The organism is Mucilaginibacter puniceus (genome assembly GCF_054783175.1).
Genome location: NZ_BAAGRB010000002.1, coordinates 464,276 through 482,810 on the forward strand (window position 1 = coordinate 464,276; position 18,535 = coordinate 482,810).

Sequence of the window (18,535 nt, forward strand, 5' to 3'; positions counted from 1 at the left end):
TTTAGTTTTATGAAACGTATCCTAAACCTTATCATTCTTTCTTTATTAACCCTGTCGGCATATTCACAACAAGTTAATGACGCGCTACTATTGGACTATTATCAAAACCAGCGCTACTTAGAAGCTTCTAATTATTTAAAAAGTATATATCCCGAACCCATAAATGATATAAAAGCGCTTTCCCGGTTAGCGTATACTTCGCAAATGGCAGGGAAATTACCTGACGCGGAAGGATACTATCAGCGGATGTACACATTGGATTCTACCAATAAGGCAGTGCTTTATAATTTGGCTGCTGTAAACTATCGTAGAAGTAATTATAATAAAGCAGAAACATATTATAAAAAGATCCTTTCAACCGATTCAACCGACTATCAGATATATAAGTATTTGGCAAATATTCGTCTTAGAAAGATTGATTCTGTCGGCTATCTAAAACACTTGGAGAAAGCAAATATATTAAACCCTATCGATTTTGATATTGCATCGGATCTCACAGAAATTTATATAAAGTTTAAAAAATATAAAGAGGCCGAAAAGGTTTTAAATATAGCGTTGGCTGCTGACCCGGAAAACATTGTTTTATTACAAAATAACCTCGAACTTGCATTTAGCCAAAAAAAATGGCAACAAGTAATAAAAACAGGCGAACAATTATTTACCCTTGGCGATTATACCATGCGTATTTTTTTAGGTATAGCTTATTACTATGCTAACAATTATATATGTGGATTAGAGACGCTAATGCCTATTACTGCTGGTGACCATACTGAAACCAGCTATTATTTTATTGCCAGCTGCTATAAAAAATTAAACGGTCAAAAAAAAGCAATTCCCTATTTTCAAAAGGCTATTAAAAAAAGTTTGGCTGGTAGTACGGATACCTATTACAACGAATTAGCCGATAGCTACCAGCAACTTAGCCAGTTTAAAACTGCAGAGGCAACTTACAAAAAAGGGTTGTTATATGGTCAATTACCAATGACATATTATAGTATGGCAATACTTTACGACACAAAAATAAAAGATAAGAAAAACGCATTATTATACTATAAAAAATACTTGGCCACTAACCCGACGGACGAAGACAAAGGGTACGTAGATTACAGCAAAAACCGGATAGCAGCTTTATCGGCTCATTAAGCGCGCTACATATTTACCAATAATATCAAACTCCAGGTTTACAACTGATCCTTCACGTACATTGTGCAGGTTGGTATGCTCATAAGTGTAAGGTATAATGGCTACTGAGAAACTATTGACCTGTGAGTTAACCACCGTTAAGCTTATGCCATTTACGCATATAGAGCCCTTCTCTACGGTAACATTGCCGATTGTAGCATCATATTCAAAGGTATATTCCCAGCTGCCGTCCAGTTCATTAAATTGGGTACAAACGGCGGTTTGGTCAACATGGCCCTGAACAATGTGGCCATCCAGTCGACCATTCATTTGCATACAGCGTTCCAGGTTTACAGGCTCGTTTAGCTTTAAATGGCCCAGGCTGGTTTTGCTTAAGGTTTCTTCAATAGCGGTTACGGTATGCTGGCCATCAGCAACGGCAACTACTGTAAGGCATACGCCATTATGCGCTACTGACTGATCTATCTTTAATTCGTTAGAAATACTTGACTCAACAGTTATATGCAGGTTACCCTGATCCTGTTGCAGATCAATTACTTTACCTAAAGTTTCTATAATACCTGTAAACATACTGCGCAAAACTAAATATATTAATTTAAGTTTATCTCATAGTATTATCATAAGCATATGCCCAAACAAAGCGCCGGAATTTTATTATATCGAAAAGTAAATCGCCAATTAGAAGTTTTCCTGGTGCATCCCGGCGGGCCATTTTTTAAGAATAAAGATGATGGTGTATGGTCTATCCCGAAAGGCGAATTTTTAGATGATGAAGATGCTTTAATAGCCGCCAAAAGAGAGTTTGAGGAAGAAACCGGGCAAAGCATTGAAGGCAATTTCATTAAGCTTAAACCCATTAAATTAAAAAGTGGTAAAACCGTTCATGCCTGGGCAGTTGAGGGTAATATTGATCAGGATATAATTACAAGCAATTTATTTGAGATGGAATGGCCGCCCAGGTCAGGCAAAATGGCAAGCTTTGTGGAAGTTGACCGTGCCGCATGGTTTGAACCCCCGGTAGCAAAAGTTAAGGTAAATCCCGCGCAAATAGCTTTAATTGATGAGTTAGAATCGGTTATTTTAAAAGACTAGAATTTGCTATTATTGCAGTAACCGGATGAACAAGATCAAAAATTTTCTTTATCAAAACGCCAAGAAACTGGTCATTGCTATAGTTCAACTATTTGGCCCTAAACTGTTGAATAAAAAAGCTTCATTAAAAAAGCTTAAGCCCTATCAAATATTTAGTCAAGACGGAGAAACCGTTATAATGCCAATTGCGGGTGTTACCGATTCTGAAATACCTGAAACTTATCAAGTAGACCGATCTGCTACTACTTCATCCATTGGCGTTTATAAAATTACTGATGCCCCTGATTTTACCATTTATCCTTACGGTGGTGTAAAATTGGGTAACGATGTACTGGATATGGATTTTGGTTCGGCCATTTTTATCAATACCCTTTTTAAAAGCGATGACCGTGAAACTATCAAAACCGACAGTTGCATTGTACTGTGGTCGCATTACTGGGGCGAGGGATTTTATGATTATATATTGTTTGTGTATGCTAAACTGTTACGCATAAAAAGTGCTATCGGCGAAGCCGAATTTAAAAAATGTAAGATCATTTACCCACTGGTAGGTACAGGGTTTGAAATTGAATTATTAAGATATGCTGGGGTTGACGAATACCAGATAATTGATAGCCGTGCGTATACTATCGAAGCAAAAACTTATTACCTGGCCAATAACGATAACTGGTATCACCATAATCGTTACGACCTAAACCTGGTAAGAGAAACCTTAAGTAAAGTTAAAAATAGCGGCCCTGCTTATGAGCGTGTTTATATATCAAGAAAAGGCCGCCGCCGGGTGTTGAATGAGGAGGCACTTGTTAGGGTTTTAAAGGAGTTTGATTTTACTATTTTGCAGGATGAGCCACGATCAGTTGCCGAACAGGTTACTATTTACCGCAATGCAAAAGTTATCATAGGTCCGCATGGCGCCTCATTTGCCAATATTTTAAATTGTAACCCCGGCACTATTTTAATTGAACTATTCCCTGACGATTACCACCCGGATTACTTTAGGTTTATGGCCCATATTTTTAACCTAAACTACTTCGCTATTTTTGAAGATGGTGTAGTACCTACAGAATACTGGCAGGTAAATGAGGACATGACCATTGATGCCGACCGGGTTAGGCGCACGCTGAAAAATATCCTCAATTAATTATCTTTTCGCTTCATAACACCTCCCCTATTTTTAATCATTCTAAATTTCTACAAATTAGCCAATTGTAACATTGGTATTACCCTATTCATAGTGCAGAACATCATATATATGATATATTTGAAATAACTAATCAATTAAATCGATATATGGCTACTTACAAAATCAACGTCAACAATAAGGTACTTAGTGTTGATGCCGACGCTGATACACCACTATTGTGGGTATTACGCGATCATTTGAATTTAGTGGGCACAAAATTTGGTTGCGGAATTGCCCAATGCGGCGCCTGCACCGTGCACATTAATGGTACCGCAATCCGGTCATGCCAATACCCGATTTCTGCAGTTGGTGATGTAAAAGTCACTACCATTGAAGGTTTGAGTCCTACGGGCACTCACCCTTTGCAGATAGCCTGGGAACAAGTGGATGTTGCGCAATGCGGTTATTGCCAGTCGGGCCAGATCATGGCTGCGGCTGCATTATTAAATAAGATACCCAAACCTACGGATGCGGATATTGATGCTAACATGAATAACATTTGCCGTTGCGGTACACACGTACGTATACGCAAGGCCATTCATGAGGCAGCAGCATTACAAGCACAGAAAGGAGGAGCTAAGAAATGAGTAAGCAAACAGTTTCAAGACGCCACTTTATAAAAGTGACCTCAATTGCCAGCGGCGGATTGGTTGTAGGATTTAACCTACTTTCAACAGAAACAGCCGTGGCAGATACCCCAGGCGCATTTACGCCTAACGCTTATGTGTCTATCGACTCAAAAGGTGTTATTACGTTAATGTCTCCAAACCCGGAAATCGGCCAGGGTGTAAAAACCGCTTTGCCGATGATATTGGCTGAAGAGCTAAATGTGCAATGGGATAAGGTTGAGGTTGAAATGGCACCATTAGAAGCAAAATATGGTAGTCAAACAGCTGGTGGCAGCGGTGCTATCAGAAGCCGTTATACACCTATCAGGCAGGCAGGGGCCACAGCCCGCCAAATGTTAATAACAGCAGCAGCCCAAACCTGGGGTGTAAGCGAAGCTGATTGCTACGCAGAAAATGCTTTTGTAATACATAAACCAACCGGCAAAAAACTAAGCTATGGTGAGTTAGCTGCAAAAGCTGCCACATTACCGGTGCCTACCGATGTCAAATTAAAAGACCCGAAAGATTTTAAGATCATTGGAACAAGGGTTGGAAATATTGATAACAAAAAAATTGTTACGGGCCAATCGCTGTACGGTATCGACACACGACGCGATGGCATGTTATATACCGTGGTTGAACGTCCACCTGCATTTGGTAAAGTATTAAAATCATTTGATGATACCGAAGCACGTAAAGTTGCGGGTGTTAAAAATGTAGTAGCCATACCATCAAGGAATTTAGTAGCTGTCTTAGCTACGTCTACCTGGGCCGCAAAAAAAGGCAAGGCTGCTTTAAAGGTAGAATGGGAAGACAAAACCAAGCTTGAAAGTTCTACAGAGCATACAGCCTCATTTACGGAGATGTTGAGTAAAACAACCGACAGGCCGTCAAGAAACGATGGTGATGTAGAAGCCGTTTTTGCAAAAGGAAAGGTTATTGAATCGGTTTACGAAGTACCTGCCCTATCTCATGCTACTATGGAGCCGCTTAACTTTTTTGCGGACGTGAGAGATGACAAGGTTGACCTTTATGGGCCTACACAGTTACCGTCTAACTTAAGATCGGCAGTTGCACGTGAGTTAAAAGTTCCGCAAGAAACCATAACTTTAAAAATGCCGCGCCAGGGTGGTGGTTTTGGACGTAAATTACAAACAGATAACGGCGTTGATGCGGCATTAATTTCGCAAGCTGCAAAAGTACCGGTACAGATGCTTTGGATGCGTGAAGATGATATGCAGGGCGATTTTTACCGTCCGGCTTATATGTATAAGTATCGCGCAGCAATTGGCGCAGATAATACCATTGCTGCCTGGCACATGAATGGAGCCGTGTTAAGTGGAGGAAATGCGGGTATTGCTAATGGTTTCCCCGCGGCATCAATTCCTAATTTCAGGATGGATAACCATAGTTTGCCAACTAATATACAAACCGGCGCATGGCGGGCACCTACCAGTAACGCGGTATGTTTTGCGGACGAATCATTTTTAGATGAACTGGCACATGAAATGAAAAAAGATCCTGTTGCGCTTCGGTTGGAATTGTTAGATAAATACAAAAACAACCCTACCGGCAGATCAAATTACGATGTTGATAAATTTAAAAGCGTAGTAAATTTGGTTGCGGAGATGAGTAACTGGGGCAAAAATAAGAAGCCTAATACTTATTATGGTTTTGCCATGCACTATTCGTTTAGTACTTATGCGGCCCATGTGGTTGAATTAACCAAGTCACCTAAAGGTGATTTAAGGGTTACTAAAGTATTTTGTGCGGTTAATTGCGGGCGTGTGGTAAACCAAAGCGGTGCCGAAGGTCAGGTACAAGGTGCTATTGTAGATGGTTTAAGCCATGCTATGTTTAGCAAGGTTACCTTTAAGGACGGTGCTGTTGAACAAACTAACTTTGATAAGTATAAGTTTTTACGCATGAACAGCGCGCCAATAGATGTGGTTGTAAAATTTGTACCTTCAGAAGACGCACCAACTGGTTTGGGCGAACCGGGCTTACCGCCTGCCGCTCCTGCCCTTGCTAATGCAATTTTTGCGGCTACGGGTAAACGTATGCGTAAGTTACCTTTTGAATTAGACAAAGCTTAATTCAAAATTATAACCAACAAAAAACGCCGCTTAGCTTATGCTGAGCGGCGTTTTTATTTATATGGATTAAAATACTATCTGTTAGTTCTCGGCGCTGCTGTCGGAGGTGTAGCCGGAGCAGCTGGTCTTGGAGCACCTGCAGGGGCAGCACCCGGAGCACCACCACCAAATCCACCCGGACCGCCAAATCCACCTGGCGCTGCGCCCGGAGCACCGGCAGGACGAGGAACATTAGCATAAACTACTTTTGGATGCGAAACACCGCGGTGACAACTGTTACAGTTTATACCCGTTTCCTTCATTAAACCTAATGAGTCTTTTTTAGCACCAAAAAATTTCTTATTGATCTTGCCTTCCATTACAAACATTTTGCGGGCCATTAATTTTTCAGGTTTCGCATCGCTTGCATAGTTAAATCCCCTGCCGGTTGTATTGTTGGCATGGCAAAAATTACATCTAACACCTAAAGCTTTTGCCCACTCATCCATAATATGATCCAATTCCCTGTATTTAATACTTTTAGGAAATACTTTTAAATTGGTCAATTTAGGATCTTCACGTGGTTGCTGCGGACCTTGAGGTACCTGTTGTTGAACAGTGGTCATTGATGCCATTAACACAACACCAGCCAATAAGCCTGTCACGGCTAGCATTTTTTTATTAAAGTTCATAGTTTGTCATAATTAAGTCATCTAAAGTATAATTTAATTATGAGTGTTACAACATTAATGAAATTAATTTTGTAATATATATGTTACTAATTTTTCAACTTGCTTCGGCAAATTTTTCCTTTTCTAAAAGTTCTAATAGTGCCTTTTCGGCTAAATTTAATTCTGCAGCTTTAACGTCTTTATCTTCATTTAATTCTTTAATATAATTAAACAAAGTACCTTCTTCATAGCTTTTAATCACCTTGGGATGTACGTAATATTTTTTACAAACTGTGCGTGTATTACCCAGATTTATAGCAACCTCGTCCAGTACGCTTACAATTTTTTTTCGGCACTCAGTTACAGTTTCAAACTCACCTACTTCCTTAAATGCGTATAGTGCGCTCACACTACCTGCCCATGTACGGAAATCCTTTGCCGTAAAGTCTTCGCCGGTTATATTTTTTAAGTATGTATTTACATCTCCAGATCCTATGGAGCATCGTTTTCCCTCGCTATTATAAAATTGGAATAATTCTTTACCAGGTATATCTCTACACTGTTTTACTAATTTGGCCAACTTGCGGCTTTGTAGCGCAACTTTATGAAACACACCTTTTTTACCCTTAAACTCAAATTTCATTTTGGTTCCATCAAACTTTACATGCTTATCCTGTAGGGTGGTTAATCCGAATGATCCATATAGCTTTTTATAAGATTCATTCCCTACCCTTATGCTGGTTAGTTCCATTAATCGCACTACTAAAGCAACAACCTTATCATGGTCAAGATCATGTCTTGCCAGGTCCTTATCTACCTGTGCGCGTATGGCCGGTAAATATGAAGCAAAAGTTTGCAAACGATGGTATTTTGACTGATTACGTATTTTGTTCCAGTCGGCATGATACCGGTATTGCTTCCTGCCTGCGGCATCAATACCTGTAAATTGCAGGTGGCTGTTTTCATGTGGCGATATCCAAACATTAGTATATGCCGGCGGGATAACCAGTTTATTAAAACGGTTAATTAATTCTTTGTCCTTAACTGTTTTCCCATCGGCATTCAGGTAGGTCCACTTATCACCAACACTTTTACGAGTATATCCCGGAGTTGAGTCTGAAACGTAACGCAGGCCCACTGCTTTTGCAGTTACTTTGGGGTCGCGGCCAATTTTTTCGAATTTTTTTATAAGTCGGTTCATTCACACTAATAACGTAGGCATTCGTTATAAGTTTGACTTGTTCCTGACCATTTTATTTTAAACAATCGCAGCGTATTGTACCTTTACATAATACATCAAAACCAATTAGTATGAAATACAATTTATTAGGTAACACCGGGCTTATAGTATCCGAAATTTGTTTTGGCACCATGACCTTTGGCGGTAGCAACGGTGGTATATGGACCAACATAGGTAAAGTACAACAGGATGAGGTAAACACCCTCATGCAAACCGTAGTTGACTCGGGTATTAACTTTATTGACACAGCAAATATTTATTCGTTCGGCGAATCGGAGCAATTACTGGGGCAATCTATTATCGACCTTAAACTTAATCGACATGACTTAGTAATAGCCACCAAAGTACGTGGCCGTATGGGCGAAGGCATGAATAATGTAGGCTTAACGCGTTCAAATATATTTCAATCTGTAGATGCCAGTTTAAAGCGCTTACAAATGGATTTTGTGGACATTTTATATGTACATGGCACCGATTTGCTGACACCTATTGAAGAAACCATGCGTGCTTTAAATGATATTGTACTAACCGGGAAGGTTCGCTACATAGCGGTTTGCAACTGGCCGGCATGGATGGTGATGAAAGCATTAGGTACTGCCGATAAATATGGCTGGAACAAATTTGTAGGTATGCAATATTATTACTCGTTAGCCAGCAGGGACATTGAGCGCGAAGTACTTCCTGTGGCTATTGATCAAAACCTGGCGATGATGCCATGGAGCCCATTAGCAGGTGGTTTTTTGTCCGGAAAATATACCCGTAATAATGAAAAAACAGGATCACGCCGTGATAATTTTGATTTCCCACCTATTAATAAAGATAAAACTTACGATATCATTGATGTAATTGCCGAAATAGGTAAGCAACATAATGCCACACCGGCTGAGGTTGCCTTGGCATGGGTACGCTTACAAAAAGGCATTACCAGTACTATTATTGGCGCAAAAAATATTGATCAGTTAAAGGATAATATTAAATCGGTAGATATTACGTTATCTGCAGATGATCTGAAAAAGATAGACGAGGTAAGCGCCTTAACTAAAGAATACCCGCAATGGATGGTTGAGCGCCAATCAGCAGACAGGAAGTTAAAATAAGTTACTTAGTGATTGGATAGTTTATTTCACATAATTTAACAACTATCCAATCACATTTTGAACTTACTATCGTTAAGTTTGTAATATGAGTAGATTGGTTTTATTTCTTTTGTTATTTATAGTTGCAGCTAATACCGCAATGGCTCAAAAATGGCCGCAGGGTTATTTTTATGATACCAAAGGGAATAAAGTAACGGGGTTCATTAATCAATACCCCCGCGGTAAAGCGCCGATGAAAGATGAGGGTTTTATTGAATTTAAAGAAGATGCAAAAGCCCCTACCATCAAATTAAGCGCAAGCGACCTAAAATCATACGTGGTTGGCCGGGATAGCTTTATTGTTGCTGCTACAGACAGGTGGTCTGAAAAAATATTGGATTTTGTACGTGTAGCTTTAGATACCGACCTAAAACTATTTGCTGCATTTGGCAATGTGGGCGGCAGTAGCAAAGGCGGCTTTTCTCCGCAAATAGGCATCGGTACAGGTATTGGTGGCGGAAGTTACGGAGGCGGTTTCGGTGGAGGCGTTAGTGGTGGTATAGGTATACCTATTGGAGGTAGCGGCCGGGCAGCTTCAACAGAGGTTTACTTTTTTGGTACAACCACAGCAGGAATGAAACCCATAAGCAACCAGGCGTTTATTGATATTATGGTGGAAGTAATGGGCGATGAACCGGAAGTAGTTGAACAAATACGGGCCAAAAAATTCAGCTTAGGCACTATTGAAAAGCTGATAGCTTATTATAGATCAGTGGAGGCATTTCATAAGTCCGAAAGTCGGTAAGTCAGCAAAGTCCGAAAGATTAATAACACAATGACCAATGACTAACTATATTCCTTGCGCAATAACAAACCCGCTTGCCCAGGCCCATTGAAAATTATAGCCCCCAAGCCAACCGGTAACATCTACACACTCGCCGCCAAAAAATAAGCCCGGTACTTTTTTAGCTTCCAGTGTTTTTGAGGAGAGTTCATCCGTAGCTACACCGCCACGCATTACTTCGGCTTTATCATAGCCCTTATCCCCTGCCGGCTTTACTTTAAAATTATGTATCAGGCTCTCAATTTTTTCCATATCCGCCTTGCTTAATGATGCCAGGTTTTTATCAATGGGTAAATATCTGCCTAATACTTCGGCAAACTTGCGGGTGTATAAACCGGATAATAAAGTGATCAATGCTTTTTTACCACCTTCTTCCCTTTCCTCATTTATAAGGTCGATAATATTTTCATTTGGTAACAGATCAATATAAATAAATTCGCCCGGTTTCCAGTAGGATGATATCTGCAAAATAGCCGGCCCGCTTAATCCCCAATGGGTAAATAAAATATTTTCCTCAAAACTTGCCCTATCGTTCCACACCCTGCAAAAAATACTACTGCCTGATAATTGCTCAAACCAGCGTTGGTCTTTCCCGGTAATGGTTAAAGGCACTAATGCCGGTGCTGTATCAATTATTTTCAGCCCATAATCGCGGGCTATGCGCAAGCCAAAATCGGTAGCACCCATTTTTTGTATGGGTAACCCGCCTGCTGCAATTACAACTTTGGGTGCATGTAGCTTTTCTTCTTTACCATTTTGTTCATAAGTCACAATAAAGCCATCATCTACCTTATAAACCCCGGTTACATCAGCGTCACATCGAATCTCCTGCCCCAGATCGGCACATAAGTTGGTGAAAACCTGCACCACATCTTTAGCTTTATTTGTTGTAGGGAAGAGCTGGCCCAAAGTTTTTTCCTTGCCATGAATTCCGTAGTTTTCAAAAAAGCTAACGGTATCATCAACTGTCCATTGCGCAAAGGCCGATTTTACAAAGTGCTCATTTTGTGAGATAAACTGCTGATGCGAGGCATATAGGTTGGTATAATTACACCTGCCGCCACCGCTAATTAATATTTTAGCACCAACCTGGCTATTCTTTTCTAATATCAATGTACGCTTGCCTAAAAATCCGGCTTGCACAGCGCACATAAGTCCGCATGCGCCGCCACCAATAATTATAGCATCAAACTGTGAATGTTTTATTAAATTTGCTGGCATGAGTGAGGTTTCGCAAATATCGGAATTTGGTAAGATACTTATCTTTTTAATTACAGGAATATTATTACTGTGCACCCTATTTGGCGTAAACAGGCTAATAGCCCCCAGTAATCCTACTGCCGAAAAGCTAACCTCGTACGAGTGCGGTGAAGAAACTACAGGAAATGCCTGGTTACCCTTTAACTCACGCTTTTATGTAATAGCCCTTGTTTTTTTATTGTTTGATGTGGAGATGGTTTTCATTTTCCCCTGGGCTACCGTATTTGGCAATCACGAAATTATAGCAACCGACCCACGCTGGGGATGGTTCTCATTAGCAGAGATGTTTATATTTTTAGGGATACTAATATTAGGCTTAGTATACGTATGGCGCAAAGGCGACCTGGACTGGATAAAACCCAAACAACATATACCTACTACTGATGCGCATGTTCCGGCATCATTATATGAAAAACTCAACCAGCAGCAAAGCAGCTTTACTGTTAAGCAATTTGTAGTTGAAACCGTTGTTGTTGATACACCGATTGCACCTACTACAACCGAAGCGACACCGATAAGGAAGCCTATGTTTAAACCAACCTTTAAAAAACCAAGTAATGACGCCTGATCTGACCCAAGAAAATGGTGGTGTAATAGTCACTAAGTTAAATGACTTGTTAAACTGGTCGAGGATGTCATCATTATGGCCGTTAGGTTTTGGTATAGCTTGCTGTGCCATTGAAATGATGGGCTCTTATGCCTCTACTTATGATTTTGAAAGATTTGGTGTTTTCCCTCGCCCATCTGCCCGCCAGGCAGATGTGATCATTATTGCCGGTACCGTTACTTTTAAAATGGCCGAGCGTATTAAACGATTGTATGAGCAAATGCCCGAGCCTAAATATGTTATATCTATGGGTTCATGCTCTAACTGCGGCGGACCTTACTGGCAGCATGGCTATCACGTAGTAAAAGGTGTTGACAGGGTTATCCCGGTTGATGTTTACGTGCAAGGCTGCCCCCCACGTCCTGAAGCTTTAATAGGTGCTATTTTAGAATTGCAAACTAAGCTGGAAGGCGAAAGTTTAATTGGAGCGCCTAAAGCTGAAACTGTCTAACTACCAACTATTGCATTTCCATTTATTATATCTAAATTTAGATATAATAATACCTGACTATGGCACTGGAAATCAGCACAAAAAGAAATAGTAAATTGATTTATATTATTGGCATAACCTTATTGGTTGGCACTTTAGATCTGTTGGCGGCTGTCCTCATGAACTGGAAAACCGGCCCCGCCGGTATACTTAAATACATTGCCAGTGGTGTGTTTGGCCCATCAGCTTTTGATGGTGGTAACGAAATGGTTTGGTATGGGTTGCTATTTCACTATGGCATTGCCCTGCTATTTACTACCGCGCTTTTTTTACTGCATCCTATGTTTTACTCCTGGTTCCGCACCAAATTCTTAACAGGTATTATTTACGGCATAGTAATATGGTTAATTATGAGCCATGGCGTAGTTCCGTTATCGTATGCACCGCTCCCATCATTTACTTTAGTTAGCACGGTAAAAGCTTGCAGCGTTATCATACTTTGTGTGGGATTGCCTATATCGTATATTTCTACAGGGTATTATTTTTATAAGGTGAAATAAAACCACAGCTTTCATCAGCAAAATCCAAATTTGCCTATGCTTTTTAAAAGATTTAGGGTAAACTTGCAGTACAGAAATGAAAGCATTTTACGGAGATCTTAAACTTGGCATTTTAGGCGGCGGACAACTTGGCCGTATGTTAATACAACAAGCCATTAATTACAATGTTACTGTAAAAGTACTTGACCCCGACCGCGAGGCTCCATGCCGAAAATTATGTGATGAATTTGTAGTGGGCTCGTTAAGCGATTATGATACCGTTTATAAATTCGGTAAAAAGGTTGACCTACTGACCATCGAGATTGAAAAGGTAAATGTAGACGCGCTGGAGCAACTGGAAAAAGAAGGCGTGTTAGTATACCCTCAGCCAAGAATAATTCGCCTGATACAGGATAAAGGCCTGCAAAAGCAATTTTTTAAAGAGAATAATATCCCTACTGCCGAGTTCCAGGTTATTTCATCTGCAGAGCAGTTAAAAAACAGCCATATACCCTTCCCTTACATACAAAAATTAAGACGCGATGGCTATGATGGGAAAGGTGTTTATAAAGTAATTGACGAGAGCTATCTGGATGGTGCCTTTACCGAACCAAGCTTAATTGAACGCTGGATAGATTTTGAAAAGGAAATAGCAGTTATTGTAGCCCGTAACGAAAATAGCGAGGTAAGTTCCTTCCCATTAGTGGAAATGGAGTTTAACCAGGAAGCTAATTTGGTAGAGTTTTTAATATCACCATCTAACTTGCCGTTTGATATACATGAACAAGCCAGGGTAATCGCCGAAAAAATAGCTACTGACCTTAATATAGTGGGTATATTGGCAGTGGAGATGTTTTTAACCAAAGACGGTAAGATTTTGGTCAACGAGTTGGCACCTCGTCCGCATAACAGCGGGCACCAAAGTATTGAAGGTAACGTGGTATCGCAATTTGAGCAACATTTAAGGGCGATATTTAACCAACCTTTGGGCGATACCGCTACCATTAGCAATGCCATCATGATAAATGTATTAGGCGAAGCCGGACATGAAGGCCCCGCCGTTTACCAGGGTATTGAAAAAATATTAAAATGCCCCGGTGTATACGTACATTTATATGGCAAAGCTTTAACCAAGCCTTTCCGTAAAATGGGGCATGTTACTATTGTGGATGGGGATAGAGAAAAAGCAATTGAGAAAGCGAGATATGTGCAGGAGACTTTAAAGGTAATAAGTTAGATTAGTCCATGGTCGATGGTCGATAGTCCATAGATCATATTTATAAATTAACACTATGGACCATTGTCCATGGTCTATTGACAAAAACTATGAGCCAACCTAAAGTTGCGATAATTATGGGCAGCAAATCGGATCTTCCGGTTATGCAGGATGCCGCTGACATTTTAAAAGAACTGGGTGTTGAATACGAAATTACTGTTGTATCAGCACACCGCACACCTGATAGGATGTTTAGCTACGCCCGTGCAGCTGCCGACCGTGGTTTAAAAGTGATAATTGCAGGCGCAGGCGGTGCTGCACATTTACCGGGCATGGTTGCTTCATTAACCCACCTGCCGGTTATTGGTGTACCTGTAAAATCAAGTAACTCTATCGATGGTTGGGATTCTATCCTATCTATATTGCAAATGCCAAATGGTATCCCGGTAGCAACTGTAGCTTTAAACGCGGCTAAAAATGCCGGTATTTTGGCTGCACAGATCATATCAACCGCTGATGAATATTTGGTAGATAATTTGATCAAATACAAAGAAGCGTTAAAACAAAAGGTGGAAGAATCAGCAGACGAAATGGATGCTAAAAAATAAACTTAGTCGAACTTTATAGTTTGCGGGCCGCTTTTTCTTTCCACGTGGCAATTACAGCCACCAGAAATATTAACCACTGCTGTTTTAGTTTGGTTAGATGTTTTACCGGTTATCAAAACATTATCTCCTTTAGTAGAAAATTGAGATAGTTTGCTATCATCAGCAATAACAAATGTATGAAGTGAACTTAATGGTGATGGTGACCGCTCCACTTCTAAACCTGTACGTTGATTTATGGCGCTAAAACTATTTACATTTTGAGGCTGATCTGCATTATTAACAAAATTAATGGTTATAGATGCAAATTCTTGCGTACATACTTTTGCTGCACAGCCCTGGCCGTCTAAGTTGCTTTTGCTGCAAGCTGATGATACAATAACTAAAATATATAGGATGATGAATCTTTTCATAATAGTTAGGTTTTCTAATTATTACGTATCACACCCTATTAATGCTACACTTTTGCCAATTTTAATTTAATTCCGGGTTCTCAGGGAAATTTGCAATATGAGCATAACGTTGCCCTAAATTAATAACCGCCTCGCGCCAAAGCGTTTGTTCGTTATTGGAGAATATGGTTTCGGCAGTAAACTTATCAGATACTATCCACGCATTTTCGCGCAATTCTGCCTCCAACTGGGTGGGCTCCCATCCTGAATACCCTGTAAAAAATTTTATCTCGCTATTATCTAATTGATAACTTGATATGAGTTGCTTTACAGTTTCAAAATCGCCACCCCAAAATATACCATCGCAAACTTCAATACCCCCATCAATTTTATCAGGGCAGTTATGTATAAAATGCAAGGTATTTTCGCCTACGGGTCCACCGGTATAAACGGGTAATTCTGAATAAGAGGTATCAGGTAATACATCACCAAGTAAATATTCGCCGGGATGATTTAGTATAAAACCCAGGGCACCGGTGTCGGCATACTCCGTCAACAATACAACCGACCTTTTAAAATTAGGGTCGAGCATGAACGGCTCAGAAATTAACAATCGCCCTGCGGCGGCCGATATAGTACTTAGCATATGGGTTTAATATAGTTACAAAACAACAAGCTCAACAAAAATATGTTCAAATATAATATTATCCTATTGAGGACAATAAATTTGTAAGTTTGCATAACATGAATCGAGACGATCTGCAAAATTTAAGGCGCGAATATAGTTTAGCGCAATTATCTGAAACAACAATTAATATCAACCCTGTAAAACAGTTTGATATTTGGTTTAACGAAGCCATTGAAGCAAAATTGCATGAGCCCAATGCGATGACACTGGCAACTGCCACACGCGATGGTGTACCATCTGCACGCATCGTATTATTAAAAGGTTATGATAATTATGGTTTTGTTTTTTATACCAATTATTTAAGCCGTAAGGGTAAAGAAATAACCAAGAACCCGGTAGGTGCCTTAAACTTTTTTTGGGGAGAGTTGGAAAGACAAGTGCGTATTGAAGGCACTATTGAAAAATTGAGCAAGGAGCAGTCAGAAAAATATTTTCAGTCGCGGCCTAAAGGCAGTCAATTAGGTGCATTAGTTTCGCCACAAAGCCAGGAAATAGCCGGGCGCGAAGTATTGGAAAGCAAAATGACTCAGTTAGAAACTGAATATGCCGATAAGGATATACCTAAACCATCATACTGGGGTGGCTATATTTTAAAGCCGCGTATGGTTGAGTTTTGGCAGGGCCAGCAAAGCCGCCTGCATGACCGAATTTTATATAAAAAAATAGATAATAGTACCTGGAAAACAGTTCGTTTGGCGCCATGAGTTTTGAAGAAATTAAATTATTGCTGATTGAAAAATTTGGTAATGAACTCATTACCGGTGAAGAATTGGGTGGTTTACAACCTGCCCTGCTAATTCAGCCGGAGCGCATTGCCGATGTTTGCCTTGAATTACGTAATAATCCAAAAACTTATTTTGATTTTTTAGCCTGCCTAACCGGTGTTGATTATGGTACAGAAGTAAACCGCTTTGGTGTTGTATATCATTTGGCATCCATCCCCTACCATCTGCAATTAACTTTAAAAATAAGCAAGGAGCACAACCGTGATAATCCTGCATTGCCTGAATTCCCAAGCGTAACATCAGTGTATCGCACTGCAAATTGGCATGAGCGTGAAGCCTATGATCTGTTAGGAATATATTTTGAGGGCCATCCCGACCTGCGCCGCATTTTATTGCCTGATGATTGGGAAGGTTACCCGCTAAGAAAAGATTATAAAACAGCGGAGTATTATAAAGGAATTAAGATAGATTTTTGATAGATGTCGAATTTCGAATTTTCAATTTCGAAATTTTCTTGAATTGTTAATTTAGAATTTATTAAGTGGATAAAATAGAGTTAAAAAGAAGAACCCAAAAGTTCGCAGTTGACGTAATCAAGTTAATTGAAGTTTTGCCGAACTCTTCTTCGCTTAATGTTTTATCAAAACAATTGATCAGAAGTTCAACATCTATCGGAGCAAATTATCGCTCTGCTTGCAAAGGGAAATCTACAGCAGATTTTATAAATAAAATAATTATTTCTGAAGAAGAGGCCGATGAATCAATCTATTGGTTTGAATTGATGGAAGAATCAGGTTTGGTTTCTACATCATTAATAGCACCTTTAAAAAAGGAAGCAACAGAACTTACTGCTATCTTTACAGCTATTGGTAAGACAGCAAAAGAAAATCAAAAAATCAAAAATCAAAAAAAATAAATTCGAAATTGAACATCCGAAATTCGAAATATCAAACGGCATTAAATAATTACAACGAGAAGATTAAATCTGCCAGCGTTGAGGATATGGTGCTCAATATGGGGCCGCAACATCCGTCAACACATGGTGTATTGCGATTGGAATTAATTACCGATGGGGAAATAGTTAAAGAGGTTATTCCTCATATGGGCTACCTGCATCGTTGTTTTGAAAAACATGCCGAATCATTAACCTACCAACAAACTATCCCGTTTACCGACAGGATGGATTACCTGGCATCTATGAATAATAGCCACGCCTGGGTAATGGGTGTTGAGAAAATGCTCGGCATTGATCAGGACATTCCTAAACGCGTGGAATACATCCGTGTATTGGTTTGCGAATTGAACCGCATCGCATCGCACCTGATAGCTATTGGCACTTATGGTATCGATATCGGAGCATTCACCCCCTTTCTATGGTGTTTCCGCGATAGGGAGCACATTATGGGTATGCTGGAGTGGGCATCAGGCTCAAGGCTTTTATATAATTACATTTGGGTGGGTGGCTTATTTTACGATTTGCCTGTTGGTTTTGAAGAACGATGTAAAGATTTTGTAACCTATTTTAGGCCCAAAATGGTTGAGTTAAATCGTTTGTTAACTGATAACCAAGTATTTATTAGTCGTACCGCCAATGTTGGCGTATTGCCAATGGATGTGGCTATTAACAATGGCTGCTCAGGTCCTGTGTTGCGTGGTTCAGGTTTAAAATATGACTTGAGGCGTATCGACAATTACTCCGCTTACCCTGAATTGGATTTTGATATACCGGTAGGCACGGGTGCCATGGGTACAATAGGCGATTGCTGGGACCGTTACAAAGTACGTGTTGACGAGGTTGAGCAATCCTTAAAAATTATTGATCAATGTTTGAATCGTTTACAAAATGAGTTGAAACGCACTCCGGATTTTGACCCACGCGCCAAACTTCCACGCAAAATAACACCTAAAGCGCAAGATTACTACGCCCGCTGCGAAGGTGCACGGGGCGAACTGGGTTTTTATTTTATTGCTGATGGAAAAACGGAGATACCTTTCCGTGCAAAAGCAAGGGGCCCAAGCTTTAATAACCTGTCTGTATTGCCCGAAATATCAAAAGGTGTAATGATAGCCGACCTGATAGCCATTGTGGGCTCTATTGACTTTGTATTGGGCGAGGTTGATAGATAAATGGACAACTATTT

At 40.1% G+C, this 18,535-nt stretch carries 22 protein-coding genes; 16 read left to right on the forward strand and 6 right to left on the reverse strand.

What is annotated here, in order from left to right; genetic code table 11:
* The first annotated feature begins 9 nt into the window (after nucleotides 1-9).
* Complete coding sequence (locus ACYVJ6_RS09000; protein ID WP_460693724.1) at nucleotides 10-1,143, forward strand: tetratricopeptide repeat protein; 1,134 nt, start codon at nucleotides 10-12, stop codon at nucleotides 1,141-1,143.
* On the opposite strand, the gene ACYVJ6_RS09005 is transcribed toward ACYVJ6_RS09000, so the two are convergent.
* Nucleotides 1,129-1,713, reverse strand: a complete 585-nt coding sequence (locus ACYVJ6_RS09005) for a riboflavin synthase (protein ID WP_460693725.1) — start codon at nucleotides 1,711-1,713, stop codon at nucleotides 1,129-1,131. The two genes, ACYVJ6_RS09000 and ACYVJ6_RS09005, sit on opposite strands and share 15 nt — an antisense overlap.
* Nucleotides 1,714-1,770: 57 nt before the next feature.
* Here ACYVJ6_RS09005 and ACYVJ6_RS09010 point away from each other — a divergent pair, with 57 nt between their 5' ends.
* The 4 genes from ACYVJ6_RS09010 to ACYVJ6_RS09025 all read left to right on the forward strand — a co-directional run bounded on the left by ACYVJ6_RS09010 (nucleotide 1,771) and on the right by ACYVJ6_RS09025 (nucleotide 6,122).
* Nucleotides 1,771-2,235, forward strand: a complete 465-nt coding sequence (locus ACYVJ6_RS09010; RefSeq protein ID WP_460693726.1) for an NUDIX domain-containing protein — start codon at nucleotides 1,771-1,773, stop codon at nucleotides 2,233-2,235.
* Nucleotides 2,236-2,260: 25 nt separating this feature from the next.
* Complete coding sequence (locus ACYVJ6_RS09015) at nucleotides 2,261-3,376, forward strand: glycosyltransferase family 61 protein (protein WP_460693727.1); 1,116 nt, start codon at nucleotides 2,261-2,263, stop codon at nucleotides 3,374-3,376.
* Nucleotides 3,377-3,525: 149 nt separating this feature from the next.
* Nucleotides 3,526-4,005, forward strand: a complete 480-nt coding sequence (locus ACYVJ6_RS09020) for a (2Fe-2S)-binding protein (RefSeq protein WP_460693728.1) — start codon at nucleotides 3,526-3,528, stop codon at nucleotides 4,003-4,005.
* A complete protein-coding gene (locus ACYVJ6_RS09025; RefSeq protein WP_460693729.1) occupies nucleotides 4,002-6,122 on the forward strand; it encodes a xanthine dehydrogenase family protein molybdopterin-binding subunit in 2,121 nt (706 codons plus the stop codon). The genes ACYVJ6_RS09020 and ACYVJ6_RS09025 overlap by 4 nt, the downstream gene beginning before the upstream one ends.
* Nucleotides 6,123-6,196: 74 nt before the next feature.
* Here the strand turns inward: ACYVJ6_RS09025 and ACYVJ6_RS09030 are convergent, their stop codons facing one another.
* Together ACYVJ6_RS09030 and ACYVJ6_RS09035 are read right to left on the reverse strand one after the other, a co-directional pair.
* Complete coding sequence (locus ACYVJ6_RS09030; protein WP_460693730.1) at nucleotides 6,197-6,775, reverse strand: c-type cytochrome; 579 nt, start codon at nucleotides 6,773-6,775, stop codon at nucleotides 6,197-6,199.
* A gap of 112 nt (nucleotides 6,776-6,887) precedes the next feature.
* Complete coding sequence (locus tag ACYVJ6_RS09035) at nucleotides 6,888-7,973, reverse strand: DNA topoisomerase IB (protein ID WP_460693731.1); 1,086 nt, start codon at nucleotides 7,971-7,973, stop codon at nucleotides 6,888-6,890.
* A 110-nt stretch (nucleotides 7,974-8,083) separates the two neighbouring features.
* Between ACYVJ6_RS09035 and ACYVJ6_RS09040 the strand changes: the two genes are divergently transcribed.
* Together ACYVJ6_RS09040 and ACYVJ6_RS09045 are read left to right on the forward strand one after the other, a co-directional pair.
* The gene (locus tag ACYVJ6_RS09040; RefSeq protein ID WP_460693732.1) at nucleotides 8,084-9,109 is read left to right on the forward strand and encodes an aldo/keto reductase; all 1,026 of its coding nucleotides are present in this window, start codon (nucleotides 8,084-8,086) and stop codon (nucleotides 9,107-9,109) included.
* Between the two features lie 85 nt (nucleotides 9,110-9,194).
* Nucleotides 9,195-9,893 carry a hypothetical protein gene (locus ACYVJ6_RS09045; protein WP_460693733.1) on the forward strand — a complete coding sequence of 233 codons (699 nt, stop codon included), beginning with the start codon at nucleotides 9,195-9,197 and terminating at the stop codon, nucleotides 9,891-9,893.
* Nucleotides 9,894-9,938: 45 nt separating this feature from the next.
* Here the strand turns inward: ACYVJ6_RS09045 and ACYVJ6_RS09050 are convergent, their stop codons facing one another.
* On the reverse strand, nucleotides 9,939-11,153 hold the full coding sequence (locus ACYVJ6_RS09050; protein WP_460693734.1) for a BaiN/RdsA family NAD(P)/FAD-dependent oxidoreductase: 1,215 nt from the start codon (nucleotides 11,151-11,153) through the stop codon (nucleotides 9,939-9,941).
* On the opposite strand from ACYVJ6_RS09050, the gene ACYVJ6_RS09055 reads away from it, so the two are divergent.
* From ACYVJ6_RS09055 to purE, 5 genes are all read left to right on the forward strand, one after another.
* Nucleotides 11,152-11,760 (forward strand): NADH-quinone oxidoreductase subunit A, encoded by a 609-nt coding sequence (locus ACYVJ6_RS09055; RefSeq protein WP_460693735.1) that lies wholly within the window; start codon nucleotides 11,152-11,154, stop codon nucleotides 11,758-11,760. The genes ACYVJ6_RS09050 and ACYVJ6_RS09055 overlap by 2 nt on opposite strands.
* Entirely contained in the window at nucleotides 11,750-12,250 is a 501-nt protein-coding gene (locus tag ACYVJ6_RS09060) for an NADH-quinone oxidoreductase subunit B (RefSeq protein WP_460693736.1), read from the forward strand. The genes ACYVJ6_RS09055 and ACYVJ6_RS09060 overlap by 11 nt, the downstream gene beginning before the upstream one ends.
* 59 nt (nucleotides 12,251-12,309) lie before the next feature.
* A complete protein-coding gene (locus ACYVJ6_RS09065) occupies nucleotides 12,310-12,789 on the forward strand; it encodes a hypothetical protein (protein WP_460693737.1) in 480 nt (159 codons plus the stop codon).
* Between the two features lie 76 nt (nucleotides 12,790-12,865).
* Nucleotides 12,866-14,005, forward strand: a complete 1,140-nt coding sequence (locus tag ACYVJ6_RS09070; protein ID WP_460693738.1) for a 5-(carboxyamino)imidazole ribonucleotide synthase — start codon at nucleotides 12,866-12,868, stop codon at nucleotides 14,003-14,005.
* Nucleotides 14,006-14,094: 89 nt separating this feature from the next.
* A complete protein-coding gene (gene purE / locus ACYVJ6_RS09075) occupies nucleotides 14,095-14,592 on the forward strand; it encodes a 5-(carboxyamino)imidazole ribonucleotide mutase (RefSeq protein WP_460693739.1) in 498 nt (165 codons plus the stop codon).
* Nucleotides 14,593-14,594: 2 nt separating this feature from the next.
* Here the strand turns inward: purE and ACYVJ6_RS09080 are convergent, their stop codons facing one another.
* Together ACYVJ6_RS09080 and ACYVJ6_RS09085 are read right to left on the reverse strand one after the other, a co-directional pair.
* Entirely contained in the window at nucleotides 14,595-15,002 is a 408-nt protein-coding gene (locus ACYVJ6_RS09080) for a hypothetical protein (RefSeq protein ID WP_460693740.1), read from the reverse strand.
* A gap of 61 nt (nucleotides 15,003-15,063) precedes the next feature.
* Nucleotides 15,064-15,627, reverse strand: coding sequence for a YqgE/AlgH family protein (locus ACYVJ6_RS09085; RefSeq protein ID WP_460693741.1), 564 nt, complete (start codon nucleotides 15,625-15,627; stop codon nucleotides 15,064-15,066).
* Nucleotides 15,628-15,725: 98 nt separating this feature from the next.
* Here ACYVJ6_RS09085 and pdxH point away from each other — a divergent pair, with 98 nt between their 5' ends.
* The 4 genes from pdxH (at nucleotide 15,726) to ACYVJ6_RS09105 (ending at nucleotide 18,521) form a co-directional block, all read left to right on the forward strand.
* Nucleotides 15,726-16,373: a pyridoxamine 5'-phosphate oxidase gene (gene pdxH, locus ACYVJ6_RS09090; protein ID WP_460693742.1), complete on the forward strand. Its 648-nt coding sequence runs from the start codon at nucleotides 15,726-15,728 to the stop codon at nucleotides 16,371-16,373.
* Nucleotides 16,370-16,870: an NADH-quinone oxidoreductase subunit C gene (locus tag ACYVJ6_RS09095; protein WP_460693743.1), complete on the forward strand. Its 501-nt coding sequence runs from the start codon at nucleotides 16,370-16,372 to the stop codon at nucleotides 16,868-16,870. Before pdxH ends, ACYVJ6_RS09095 begins: the two co-directional genes overlap by 4 nt.
* A gap of 65 nt (nucleotides 16,871-16,935) precedes the next feature.
* Nucleotides 16,936-17,310 carry a four helix bundle protein gene (locus ACYVJ6_RS09100; protein ID WP_460693744.1) on the forward strand — a complete coding sequence of 125 codons (375 nt, stop codon included), beginning with the start codon at nucleotides 16,936-16,938 and terminating at the stop codon, nucleotides 17,308-17,310.
* 86 nt (nucleotides 17,311-17,396) lie between these two features.
* A complete protein-coding gene (locus tag ACYVJ6_RS09105; RefSeq protein ID WP_460694622.1) occupies nucleotides 17,397-18,521 on the forward strand; it encodes an NADH-quinone oxidoreductase subunit D in 1,125 nt (374 codons plus the stop codon).
* Nucleotides 18,522-18,535 lie beyond the last annotated feature (14 nt).